Consider the following 9,177-nt stretch of genomic DNA (forward strand, 5'->3'; position numbering starts at 1 on the left):
GATGGCTAAAGAACAACAACAAGCTACAGATTTGCACGAAAAGCTAATTGCTGTTAACCGTGTTTCTAAAACGGTTAAAGGTGGTCGAATCTTTAGTTTTACTGCACTAACTGTTGTTGGTGACGGTAATGGTCGCGTTGGTTTCGGTTACGGCAAAGCTCGTGAAGTACCAGCAGCGATTCAAAAAGCAATGGAAAAAGCGCGCCGTAACATGGTTACTGTAGCGCTTAATGACGGAACTCTTCACCACGCGGTGAAAGGTCGTCACACTGGCTCAAAAGTTTACATGCAGCCAGCTGCAGAAGGTACTGGTATCATCGCAGGTGGTGCGATGCGTGCAGTACTTGAAGTTGTAGGTGTTCATAACGTACTTGCTAAAGCATACGGTTCTACGAACCCTATCAACATCGTTCGCGCGACGATCGATGGTCTGAGTGGCATGAAGTCTCCTGAGATGGTTGCTGCTAAGCGTGGTCTAACTGTTGAATCTATTTCGGAGTAAGAACACCATGGCAACTATTAAAGTAACTCAAACTAAAAGCTCAATTGGCCGTCTACCAAAGCACAAAGCGTCTTTGCGTGGTCTAGGTCTTCGTCGTATCAACCACACTGTAGAACTTGAAGATACTCCGTGCGTGCGCGGAATGATCAACAAGGTTTACTACATGGTTAAAGTTGAGGAGTAATCAGAATGCGTTTGAATACTCTATCACCGGCTGCAGGTTCTAAGCCTTCTAAGAAGCGTTTAGGTCGCGGTATCGGTTCAGGCCTTGGTAAAACAGGTGGCCGTGGTCATAAAGGTCAAAAATCACGTTCTGGCGGCAGTGTTCGTCCAGGTTTTGAAGGCGGTCAGATGCCTTTGAAACAACGTCTACCAAAATTCGGTTTCACTTCTCGTAAGAGTCTAGTGACTTCTGAAGTTCGTCTAGGTGAACTGGCGAAGGTAGATGGTGACGTAGTTGATCTAAACAGCTTGAAAGCTGCTAACGTAATCACTAAGAACATCGAATTTGTTAAAGTTGTTCTTTCTGGTGAAATTAGCAAAGCTGTGACTGTTAAAGGTCTACGCGTAACTAAAGGTGCTAAAGCTGCAATCGAAGCTGCAGGCGGTAAAATCGAGGATTAATACTCGAGGGACGAGGTACAGATGGCTAAAAAACCAGGACAAGATTTTCGTAGTGCTCAAAGCGGCTTAGCTGAACTAAAGTCGCGCTTATTATTCGTATTAGGTGCACTTTTAGTATTCAGAGCGGGCTCTTTTGTACCGATCCCTGGTATTGACGCAGCTGTACTTGCCGATTTGTTCGAACAGCAAAAGGGTACCATCGTAGAAATGTTTAACATGTTCTCCGGTGGTGCACTTGAGCGTGCTTCTATATTAGCGTTGGGCATCATGCCGTATATTTCGGCATCGATTGTTGTCCAACTGCTAACTGTAGTTCATCCTGCGTTAGCTGAACTCAAGAAAGAGGGTGAAGCCGGCCGTCGTAAGATAAGCCAATATACGCGTTACGGCACGCTTGTACTTGCTACATTCCAAGCTATTGGTATTGCAACTGCTTTGCCAAGCATGGTCACAGGTCAATTGGTCGTTATCGATCAAACCATGTTTACTGTTATTGCAACCATCAGTCTAGTAACCGGCACCATGTTCTTAATGTGGTTAGGTGAACAGATTACTGAGCGAGGAATTGGTAACGGTATCTCATTGATTATCTTTGCAGGTATCGTCGCTGGATTGCCATCGGCAATCGGTCAAACAATAGAGCAAGCGCGTCAAGGTGAACTGAACGTACTTCTTCTGTTGCTAATTGCTGTTTTAGCGTTTGCAGTGATTTACTTCGTTGTTTTCATGGAGCGTGGTCAACGTCGAATCGTCGTTAACTATGCGAAACGTCAGCAAGGTCGTAAAGTTTTTGCAGCGCAAAGCACACACTTGCCTCTTAAAATTAATATGGCAGGTGTGATACCAGCGATTTTTGCGTCTAGTATTATTTTGTTCCCAGGAACATTAGCGCAGTGGTTTGGTAACTCAGGTGGTGAGGACAGCGCATTCAGTTGGTTAACTGATGTGTCTTTGGCCCTTAGCCCTGGACAGCCTCTGTATGTAATGCTTTATGCAGCAGCGATTATTTTCTTCTGTTTCTTTTATACAGCGTTGGTTTTCAACCCACGTGAAACAGCAGATAATTTGAAGAAGTCTGGAGCGTTCGTACCCGGTATCCGCCCAGGTGAGCAGACAGCTAAGTACATTGATAAAGTAATGACGCGATTAACCCTAGCAGGTGCGTTATACATTACCTTTATCTGTCTGATTCCCGAGTTCATGATGATCGCTTGGAACGTACGTTTCTATTTTGGCGGTACATCACTACTTATCGTAGTTGTTGTTATCATGGACTTCATGGCACAGGTACAGACTCATCTGATGTCACAACAGTATGATTCTGTGTTGAAAAAAGCGAATCTGAAAGGCTACGGTCGTTAATTCGACAGTAGTTTCAGATTTCATTACGGAGTTTAGCAATGAAAGTTCGTGCTTCCGTTAAAAAAATCTGCCGTAACTGTAAAGTAATCAAGCGTAACGGTGTCGTTCGCGTGATTTGCAGTGAGCCAAAGCACAAGCAGCGCCAAGGCTAATTTAAGCAGAAATTTTTACTTGAAATATAAGGTAGTGTCGAGTATATTCCTCGGCCTACCTTTTGCGTGCAAAAGAAGTAGTATCCCGCAGCGTATCCTCTACGGGCTTTGCTGCGGATAATTTCTTATATAAGTACTAGGAGTGAATAGTGGCCCGTATAGCAGGCATTAACATTCCTGATCAGAAGCATGCTGTGATTGCATTAACTGCAATTTACGGCATCGGTAAAACTCGCGCTCAAGCTATTCTAGCTGACGTGAGTATTGCTGAAAATGTGAAGATCAGTGAACTAACTGAAGAGCAGATTGATCAACTGCGTGATGGTGTAGCTAAGTACACTGTAGAAGGTGATCTACGTCGTGAAGTTTCCATGAACATCAAGCGTCTTATGGACCTTGGTTGTTACCGTGGTCTTCGTCATCGTCGCAGTCTACCACTACGTGGACAGCGTACTAAAACCAACGCTCGCACCCGTAAGGGTCCGCGCAAGCCGATCAAAAAATAATCGGAAGGTAGAGTACAATGGCAAAACAACCAACTCGCGCTCGTAAGCGCGTACGCAAGCAAGTAGCAGATGGCGTAGCGCACATCCATGCTTCTTTCAATAACACAATCGTAACCATCACTGACCGTCAAGGTAATGCTCTTGCATGGGCAACAGCTGGCGGTTCTGGTTTCCGCGGTTCTCGTAAATCTACACCGTTCGCTGCACAGGTTGCTGCTGAGCGTTGTGGTGAAATGGCCAAAGAATATGGCTTAAAGAACCTAGAAGTTATGGTCAAGGGCCCTGGTCCTGGTCGTGAGTCTACTATCCGCGCTCTAAACGCTGCGGGTTTCCGTATCACAAACATTGTTGATGCGACTCCGATCCCTCATAACGGTTGTCGTCCACCTAAGAAACGTCGCGTATAACGTTTCTAGGAAAGTTGGAGAAGAATCATGGCAAGATATTTGGGTCCTAAGCTGAAGCTTAGCCGTCGCGAAGGCACTGACTTATTCCTTAAGTCTGGTGTTCGTGCGATTGATACCAAGTGTAAAATCGATAACGCACCAGGTGTACACGGCGCTCGTCGCGGTCGTCTATCTGAATATGGCGTTCAGCTTCGTGAGAAGCAAAAAGTTCGTCGTATGTACGGCGTTCTAGAAAAACAATTCCGTAACTACTACAAAGAAGCTGCACGCCTTAAAGGCAACACGGGTGAAAACCTACTTCAGCTTCTTGAAGGTCGTCTTGATAACGTAGTTTACCGCATGGGCTTTGGCGCAACTCGCGCAGAAGCACGTCAGCTAGTTAGCCATAAAGCTATCCTAGTAAACGGTAAAGTTGTAAACGTTCCTTCATTCAAAGTTGCGGCTAACGACGTTGTATCTATTCGTGAGAAAGCTAAACAGCAATCTCGCATTAAGGCAGCTATTGAAGTTGCTGAACAACGCGAAAAACCAACTTGGATTGAAGTAGATGGTGGCAAGATGGAAGGTACGTTCAAGCGTTTGCCTGAGCGTTCAGATCTGTCAGCTGACATCAACGAACACCTGATCGTCGAGCTTTACTCTAAGTAAGGTTTAAATTAAAGAGAGGACACAATGCAGGGTTCTGTAACAGAATTTCTTAAGCCACGTCTTGTTGACATTGAACAAGTTAGCACGACACACGCAAAAGTAACTCTTGAGCCATTAGAGCGTGGCTTTGGTCATACTCTAGGTAATGCGCTTCGTCGCATTCTTCTATCTTCTATGCCTGGTTGCGCAGTAACCGAGGTTGAGATTGAAGGCGTTCTTCACGAGTACAGCACCAAAGAAGGTGTACAAGAAGATATCCTTGAGATCCTTCTTAACCTGAAAGGTCTTGCTGTTAAAGTGGCAGAGGGCAAAGATGAAGTGTTTATTACACTGAACAAATCAGGCTCGGGCCCTGTTGTTGCAGGTGACATCACCCATGATGGTGATGTAGAGATCGCTAACCCAGAGCACGTTATTTGTCATCTAACTGATGATAATGCTGAAATCGCTATGCGTATTAAAGTAGAACGTGGTCGTGGTTATGTTCCAGCATCGTCTCGTATCCATACTGAAGAAGATGAGCGCCCAATCGGTCGTTTGCTTGTTGACGCAACTTACAGTCCTGTAGACAAAATTGCCTACACTGTAGAAGCGGCACGTGTTGAGCAGCGTACTGACTTGGATAAGCTTGTTATCGATATGGAAACGAACGGTACTCTTGATCCAGAAGAAGCAATTCGTCGTTCTGCAACAATCCTTGCTGAGCAACTTGATGCCTTCGTAGATCTTCGTGACATTCGTGTCCCTGAAGAGAAGGAAGAGAAGCCGGAGTTCGATCCGATCCTACTGCGTCCTGTAGACGATCTTGAACTAACAGTTCGCTCTGCTAACTGTTTGAAAGCAGAAGCGATTCACTACATCGGTGATCTTGTACAGCGTACTGAGGTTGAGCTACTTAAAACGCCTAACCTTGGTAAGAAGTCTCTTACTGAGATTAAAGACGTGCTTGCTTCACGTGGACTGTCTCTAGGTATGCGCCTAGAAAACTGGCCACCAGCGTCGATCGCTGAAGATTAATCGATAATAGTTAGAAGGATTAGGTCATGCGCCATCGTAAGAGTGGTCGTCAACTCAACCGCAACAGCAGTCATCGCAAGGCGATGTTCAGCAACATGGCTAGCTCTCTAGTACGTCATGAAGTTATCAAGACTACTTTGCCAAAAGCAAAAGAGCTGCGTCGCGTCGTTGAGCCTTTGATTACACTAGCTAAGACTGACAGCGTTGCTAACCGTCGTCTGGCATTTGCTCGCACTCGTGATAACGAAGTTGTGGCAAAACTATTTAACGAACTAGGTCCACGTTTCGCTGCTCGTCAGGGCGGTTACACTCGTATCCTAAAAGCCGGTTTCCGTACTGGTGACAAAGCTCCAATGGCTTACATTGAGCTTGTTGATCGCCCAGAAGTTGCTGAAGAAGCAGCTGCTGAGTAATCAGTTCGTGTAGAACTTAAAAGCCGAGCGTAATGCTCGGCTTTTTTGTACCTGTAAATTAGAGACTACGCTTTTAGGGCTTGCTCTAAATCTGCGATGATGTCATCTATATGTTCAATGCCAACCGATAAGCGAATCATTTCAGGTACAACACCTGCATTTGCTTGTTCTTCGACACTCATCTGCCTATGGGTTGTTGAAGCAGGATGACACGCAAGCGATTTGGCATCGCCAATATTCACAAGTCTCTTGAAAAGATTAAGCGCATCGTAAAAACGTATACCAGCATCATAGCCATCTTTCAAACCAAATGACAAAATAGCAGAGGGTTTACCGCCCATGTATTTTTGAGCCAGACCGTAATGGTCAGAGCTCTCCAGTCCCGCATAGCTAATCCAACTGACTTTCTCATGCTGTTCTAGATATTTGGCTACTTTTAGTGCGTTATCGCAATGTCTTTCCATTCTAAGGGAAAGGGTTTCCAATCCTTGCATTAGCATGAAGGCATTCATAGGTGATAAAGCAGCCCCGGTATTACGCAGTGGAACCGTTCTTGCTCTTCCTATAAAGGCCGCTTCACCGAAGGCTTCTGTGTATACAACCCCGTGGTAGGAAGGTTCAGGCTGATTAAATACAGGGAATCGATCCTTATACTTTGCCCATGGGAATTTTCCTGAATCAACAATAACTCCCCCAAGCGTGGTGCCGTGGCCTCCTACGTATTTCGTCAAAGAGTGAACGACAATGTCCGCACCAAATTGAATAGGTTTGCAAAGGACAGGTGTTGCGACCGTATTATCAATAATGACGGGAACACCTTTCGCGTGCGCTAAGGTTGAAATGCTCTCAATGTCGACGATGTTACCTGCTGGGTTACCTATAGACTCACAATAAACCGCTTTGGTGTTTTCATCGATTAACTCAGCTAAGCTTTCAGGTTTATCATCCTTTGCGAACTTAACCTCAATACCTTGTTGTGGCAGCATATGCGCAAATAAAGTGTAGGTACCACCATAGAGCTGAGGCGTCGAGACAATGTTGTCTCCACTTTGAGCTAGTGTTAGAACCGCATAATTAATTGCGGCACTGCCAGCACTCACAACTAACCCAGCAAGTCCACCCTCTAACGCAGCCATTCTTTGCTCTAGCACGTCATTGGTAGGGTTCATTATACGAGTATAGATATTTCCAGGGACTTCTAAGTTGAAGAGATCAGCGCCATGCTGAGCGTTGTCGAATTCATAAGCAACTGTTTGATATATTGGGGTCGCAACAGCTTTAGTTGTGGGATCGGTTTGATAGCCGTGATGAATTGACAGTGTTTCGTCTTTCATAATACCTACTCTTCCATGATTAAAAATTCAGAGTGGCATACTTTTCAGTTTGTTAAAGAGAGGGTGGTCAAAAACCACCCAATTATTGATTGGAGTGTTACTGGTGGCTTAGAGCTCTATTGCCAAATTTTCCCAAGCGAATCCAGAAGACCTGAAGATGCATTCTGGGTACCTAAGTATTTCAGAATGATGGGAGCAAACTGTGTCACCATTGATGGGTCGAGCCCTAGTTTGCTAAAAATATCAGATACAGCACCAAAGTTACTCGCGAGTCCTGATAGCCCTGGTATGGAACCAGTTAACGAACTCAGACCTGGAATTGCAGAAGCAAGTTCTGTCGTTTGCGAAGCTCCTAAAGAATTGGAAGCGAGTGCTAAGAGAGCGCCAGCGCCGCCCGTTGCCTGAGTTGGTGAAACATCCAGTTGCGAGCTTAGCATTTTTACTAAATCTGAATCAGCTTGAGTGTCGACTTGGCTGGAGAAAGCATCGTTAGCAAGTGAGTTAAGGTCTACTGAGGATTTTTCCTCAGAAGAACCAAAGCCGAAGAATGCGTAGCTTGGAGAGACAAGCAGCAGCGCAGATAATGTGATAATCGTTGTTTTAATTTTCATAACTCATTCCTATATAAAGGCACTAAAACTCAAGCCATTTTAAAATTTCAAGATACTTTGAATGGAGCTTCTTGATGCGGTTGAGTGTATTAATCCTAGTCGGATTTTCCGTTTTGATTAGAGAGTCGTGCCGAGATTACAAAACGGGAATGAGCAGTTTACTTTATGACATAAAAAAAGCGGTGCTCAGCACCGCTTCATTTTTGAGACGACGTAAGATTACAGGATAGCCAGTAGTTCTACTTCGAATACTAGAGCTGCATAAGGAGGGATAGATGCACCAGCACCGCGCTCGCCATATGCAAGATCTTGAGGAATGTATAGTTTCCACTTAGAACCAACAGGCATTAATTGAAGTGCTTCAACCCAACCTTTGATTACGCCAGTTACAGGGAACTCAGCAGGTTGACCGCGAGAAACAGAGCTGTCGAATACAGTACCGTCAGTCAATTCGCCGTGGTAGTGAACACGAACAGATTTGTCTGAACTTGGGATTTCGCCAGTACCTTCAGTGATCACTTCGTACTGTAGACCAGACTCAAGAACGGTAACTTCAGAGCGTAGAGCGTTGTCTTTCAAGAACGCTTCACCGTCTGCTGCTGCTACTTTTGCTACTTCTGCGCGAGCAGATTCTGCACGAGTGTGAAGCTCTTGAAGTGCGTTGTTGATATCATCAACTTCAATCTCAGGCATACCGCCAGTCAATGCAGTAGCGATGCCTTTTGCGATCGCGTCTACATTCAAACCTTCAAGACCGCTACCAGCCAATTGTTGACCCATTTGCAGACCAATTCCGTAGCTTGCTTTCTGCTCTACGGTTTCTAATTTGATTTCAGACATCTTGTCTCTCTATTGTGTGAATTTGTGCAGCAAAAGGATAGCAGTTCTACTAGCGTGAAGAAACGGCAAATGCCAATATATGTCAAGTTACTGTTAACTTGTGTAACGGTCCGTTTTGTTAAGGAACCGTGTTCGTAGATAATAGAAAGACAGTTCGCTAAGGTATATGCATTATGAATCGGAGAGTGGCTAGAACTCGCCAGCCAAAATTATTCGATCAACTAAAAAGTAAGTTCGAAGGTGTTGATGCACGAGCAATAGGCTCCAAGATAAAACATCATTGGGCAAGTATGCCCAAGCTTCACCAAAGAGGCGTTATTGGGCTATCTGTAGCAGTTATTATTCTTTCTATCTTGCCAGCTCCTAGTGAATCAGTGCCGGATGAAAAAGAACCTGAAAGTGTGCGCAAACCTTTGGATATCACAACGACAGGTTTGAGCGAACAATCTTCATCCAGTAGTCAACAGTCTCCTCGCACAGAAGCTTGGAAAGAATATATTGTTAAGTCTGGAGACACACTTGCTCAGGTTTTTCGTTCTAACGAGCTACCTATGACTGATCTCAACGCACTGGTTAAGATTGAGGGTATCGATAAGCCACTGAGTAAGATAAGAGAAGGGCAGCTGATTCGATTTAAATTGGATGATGATGGAAAGCTAGACATATTACAGCTCGAGCAGAAATCGGTATCCGTGATGTTTTTTAGACTCTCAGATGGCGGCTTTGGTCGAAGTAAATAATGAAAGGTGTAAAACGACTTC

General features: G+C 44.8%; 14 protein-coding genes. 11 read left to right on the forward strand and 3 right to left on the reverse strand.

The genetic code is table 11. From position 1 onward, the window contains the following. Window position 1 precedes the first annotated feature (1 nt). The 10 genes from rpsE to rplQ all read left to right on the forward strand — a co-directional run bounded on the left by rpsE (window position 2) and on the right by rplQ (window position 5,631). Window positions 2-502 (forward strand): 30S ribosomal protein S5, encoded by a 501-nt coding sequence (gene rpsE, locus LDO37_RS02095; protein WP_101111176.1) that lies wholly within the window; start codon window positions 2-4, stop codon window positions 500-502. A gap of 7 nt (window positions 503-509) precedes the next feature. After that, window positions 510-686 (forward strand): 50S ribosomal protein L30, encoded by a 177-nt coding sequence (gene rpmD, locus LDO37_RS02100; protein ID WP_101111175.1) that lies wholly within the window; start codon window positions 510-512, stop codon window positions 684-686. Window positions 687-691: 5 nt separating this feature from the next. Then, on the forward strand, window positions 692-1,126 hold the full coding sequence (gene rplO, locus LDO37_RS02105; RefSeq protein ID WP_101111174.1) for a 50S ribosomal protein L15: 435 nt from the start codon (window positions 692-694) through the stop codon (window positions 1,124-1,126). Window positions 1,127-1,147: 21 nt separating this feature from the next. Continuing rightward, window positions 1,148-2,488, forward strand: coding sequence for a preprotein translocase subunit SecY (secY, locus tag LDO37_RS02110; RefSeq protein ID WP_101111173.1), 1,341 nt, complete (start codon window positions 1,148-1,150; stop codon window positions 2,486-2,488). Window positions 2,489-2,526: 38 nt separating this feature from the next. Next, on the forward strand, window positions 2,527-2,640 hold the full coding sequence (gene rpmJ / locus LDO37_RS02115) for a 50S ribosomal protein L36 (protein WP_000868186.1): 114 nt from the start codon (window positions 2,527-2,529) through the stop codon (window positions 2,638-2,640). 149 nt (window positions 2,641-2,789) lie between these two features. Beyond that, complete coding sequence (gene rpsM / locus LDO37_RS02120) at window positions 2,790-3,146, forward strand: 30S ribosomal protein S13 (protein ID WP_101111172.1); 357 nt, start codon at window positions 2,790-2,792, stop codon at window positions 3,144-3,146. A 17-nt stretch (window positions 3,147-3,163) separates the two neighbouring features. Then, window positions 3,164-3,553: a 30S ribosomal protein S11 gene (gene rpsK, locus LDO37_RS02125; RefSeq protein WP_101111171.1), complete on the forward strand. Its 390-nt coding sequence runs from the start codon at window positions 3,164-3,166 to the stop codon at window positions 3,551-3,553. Window positions 3,554-3,580: 27 nt separating this feature from the next. After that, complete coding sequence (rpsD, locus tag LDO37_RS02130; RefSeq protein WP_101111170.1) at window positions 3,581-4,201, forward strand: 30S ribosomal protein S4; 621 nt, start codon at window positions 3,581-3,583, stop codon at window positions 4,199-4,201. 24 nt (window positions 4,202-4,225) lie between these two features. Beyond that, window positions 4,226-5,218, forward strand: a complete 993-nt coding sequence (locus LDO37_RS02135) for a DNA-directed RNA polymerase subunit alpha (protein WP_101111169.1) — start codon at window positions 4,226-4,228, stop codon at window positions 5,216-5,218. Between the two features lie 26 nt (window positions 5,219-5,244). Beyond that, complete coding sequence (gene rplQ, locus LDO37_RS02140; RefSeq protein ID WP_101111168.1) at window positions 5,245-5,631, forward strand: 50S ribosomal protein L17; 387 nt, start codon at window positions 5,245-5,247, stop codon at window positions 5,629-5,631. Window positions 5,632-5,696: 65 nt separating this feature from the next. Here rplQ and LDO37_RS02145 read toward each other — a convergent pair whose 3' ends face one another. The 3 genes from LDO37_RS02145 to LDO37_RS02155 all read right to left on the reverse strand — a co-directional run bounded on the left by LDO37_RS02145 (window position 5,697) and on the right by LDO37_RS02155 (window position 8,416). Continuing rightward, window positions 5,697-6,965: an O-acetylhomoserine aminocarboxypropyltransferase/cysteine synthase family protein gene (locus LDO37_RS02145; protein WP_126605784.1), complete on the reverse strand. Its 1,269-nt coding sequence runs from the start codon at window positions 6,963-6,965 to the stop codon at window positions 5,697-5,699. A 116-nt stretch (window positions 6,966-7,081) separates the two neighbouring features. Continuing rightward, complete coding sequence (locus LDO37_RS02150; protein ID WP_126605785.1) at window positions 7,082-7,576, reverse strand: DUF2780 domain-containing protein; 495 nt, start codon at window positions 7,574-7,576, stop codon at window positions 7,082-7,084. Window positions 7,577-7,795: 219 nt separating this feature from the next. Then, on the reverse strand, window positions 7,796-8,416 hold the full coding sequence (locus LDO37_RS02155) for an FKBP-type peptidyl-prolyl cis-trans isomerase (protein ID WP_101111165.1): 621 nt from the start codon (window positions 8,414-8,416) through the stop codon (window positions 7,796-7,798). 173 nt (window positions 8,417-8,589) lie between these two features. Here LDO37_RS02155 and LDO37_RS02160 point away from each other — a divergent pair, with 173 nt between their 5' ends. Continuing rightward, window positions 8,590-9,156, forward strand: a complete 567-nt coding sequence (locus LDO37_RS02160; RefSeq protein ID WP_126605786.1) for a LysM-like peptidoglycan-binding domain-containing protein — start codon at window positions 8,590-8,592, stop codon at window positions 9,154-9,156. Window positions 9,157-9,177: the final 21 nt, after the last annotated feature.

The sequence above is a fragment of the Vibrio penaeicida genome (assembly GCF_019977755.1).
Classification (GTDB): domain Bacteria; phylum Pseudomonadota; class Gammaproteobacteria; order Enterobacterales; family Vibrionaceae; genus Vibrio; species Vibrio penaeicida.

What these genes read in the sequence shown, in the direction of transcription:
- rpsE (WP_101111176.1), top strand. Translation starts at nt 2, where the DNA reads ATGGCTAAAGAACAACAACAAGCTACAGATTTGCACGAAAAGCTAATT.
- rpmD (WP_101111175.1), top strand. Translation starts at nt 510, where the DNA reads ATGGCAACTATTAAAGTAACTCAAACTAAAAGCTCAATTGGCCGTCTA.
- rplO (WP_101111174.1), top strand. Translation starts at nt 692, where the DNA reads ATGCGTTTGAATACTCTATCACCGGCTGCAGGTTCTAAGCCTTCTAAG.
- secY (WP_101111173.1), top strand. Translation starts at nt 1,148, where the DNA reads ATGGCTAAAAAACCAGGACAAGATTTTCGTAGTGCTCAAAGCGGCTTA.
- rpmJ (WP_000868186.1), top strand. Translation starts at nt 2,527, where the DNA reads ATGAAAGTTCGTGCTTCCGTTAAAAAAATCTGCCGTAACTGTAAAGTA.
- rpsK (WP_101111171.1), top strand. Translation starts at nt 3,164, where the DNA reads ATGGCAAAACAACCAACTCGCGCTCGTAAGCGCGTACGCAAGCAAGTA.
- rpsD (WP_101111170.1), top strand. Translation starts at nt 3,581, where the DNA reads ATGGCAAGATATTTGGGTCCTAAGCTGAAGCTTAGCCGTCGCGAAGGC.
- LDO37_RS02135 (WP_101111169.1), top strand. Translation starts at nt 4,226, where the DNA reads ATGCAGGGTTCTGTAACAGAATTTCTTAAGCCACGTCTTGTTGACATT.
- rplQ (WP_101111168.1), top strand. Translation starts at nt 5,245, where the DNA reads ATGCGCCATCGTAAGAGTGGTCGTCAACTCAACCGCAACAGCAGTCAT.
- LDO37_RS02145 (WP_126605784.1), bottom strand. Translation starts at nt 6,965, where the DNA reads ATGAAAGACGAAACACTGTCAATTCATCACGGCTATCAAACCGATCCC.
- LDO37_RS02150 (WP_126605785.1), bottom strand. Translation starts at nt 7,576, where the DNA reads ATGAAAATTAAAACAACGATTATCACATTATCTGCGCTGCTGCTTGTC.
- LDO37_RS02155 (WP_101111165.1), bottom strand. Translation starts at nt 8,416, where the DNA reads ATGTCTGAAATCAAATTAGAAACCGTAGAGCAGAAAGCAAGCTACGGA.
- LDO37_RS02160 (WP_126605786.1), top strand. Translation starts at nt 8,590, where the DNA reads ATGAATCGGAGAGTGGCTAGAACTCGCCAGCCAAAATTATTCGATCAA.